Source organism: Streptomyces sp. NPDC001617 (assembly GCF_053596855.1).
This window is the reverse complement of the sequence record NZ_JBSFHA010000217.1, coordinates 1-1,174: the sequence shown is the minus strand read 5'-3', so window position 1 is coordinate 1,174 and position 1,174 is coordinate 1. Positions and strand designations below refer to the sequence as shown.

General features: G+C 69.1%; 1 protein-coding gene. It reads left to right on the top strand.

Annotated elements, in window-relative coordinates; genetic code table 11:
- Nucleotides 1-68: 68 nt before the first annotated feature.
- A protein-coding gene (locus tag ACWC09_RS52675; RefSeq protein WP_450859442.1) for an IS630 family transposase occupies nucleotides 69-1,171 on the top strand; the annotation gives its coding sequence in 2 pieces (ribosomal slippage) (nucleotides 69-522 and nucleotides 522-1,171; 1,104 coding nt in all).
- The last annotated feature ends 3 nt before the right edge of the window (nucleotides 1,172-1,174 follow it).

Here is a 1,174-nt window from a genome sequence, read left to right as displayed (position 1 = left end):
TACTCAGGTTGAATCGGGGATGTCCGGGCTGTGGTGACGGGTCGTGATCCCTGCGGTACGACGTCTTCATGCGGTATGCGCAAGGGGGCGGGCTGACGCCTGCCGGGCAGGTGAAGAGGGAGGCCGTGCGCCTGGAGGCGGCCAAGTGGTTCGAGGCCGGGGCGGGCACGGCGCGGATCGCGGCCGAGTTACGGGTGACGGACCGGTCGGTGCGCCGGTGGCGGGCGGCCTGGCGGCGGGGCGGTGCCGGAGCGTTGGCGTCGGCGGGGCCGATGGCGGTGGAGCGGTTGTCGCCGGTGCAGTGGCGGCGGCTGGAGGCGGAGTTGAAGCGGGGCCCGCTGGCGCACGGCTTCGACGATGAGGCGCAGGGCTGGACGCTGAAGCGGGTGAAGCTGCTGATCGGCCGGCTGTTCCACGTCGGCTACACGGTCCAGGGCGTGTGGCGGCTGCTGAAGCGGCACGGCTGGAGCTGCCAGGTGCCCGTGCGGCGGGCGCTGGAGCGGGACGAGGCGGCGATTGAGGTGTGGAAGGCCGAGGTGTGGCCGCGGGTAAAAGTACCGCGCACGACCTGGGCGCCCACATCTGTTTCGCGGACGAGTCCGGTCAGTCGCTGATCCCGCCGAAGGGCCGGACCTGGGCGCCGCGCGGGGCCAGACCTGTGGTGCGGGTGGCGGGACGGCGCGGCGGCCGGGTCAACATCGCCGGCGCGGTGTGTTTCAAGCCCGGCCACCGGCCTCGGATGTTCTTCAAGCTGCATGTGAACCGCGGCCGCAGGGGCGAGCCGAAGACCTTCGCCTGGAACGACTACCGGGACTTCATCCGCATGGTGCACCTGCAGCTCGGAACCCCGGTGGTGTGGGTCTGGGACAACTTGAGCGTGCATCTCCAGCAAGAGCTCTTCGACTTCGAGGCGGAGCACAAGGACTGGCTGGTCATCTTCCATCTGCCGCCGTACGCACCGGAGATCAACCCGCAGGAAGGTATCTGGAGCCTGCTCAAGCGGGCCCTGGCCGACTTCGCCGCAGCCGATCTCGCGCACCTGACCCGCGTCATCAAGCGGAAACTGAAGAAGATCCAGTACCGGCCGCACCTGATCACAGGCTGCCTGCCGACCACCGGCCTGGACCTTCAGGGCCTGATCGAGACACCGGACATCACGGATTCAACCTGAGTA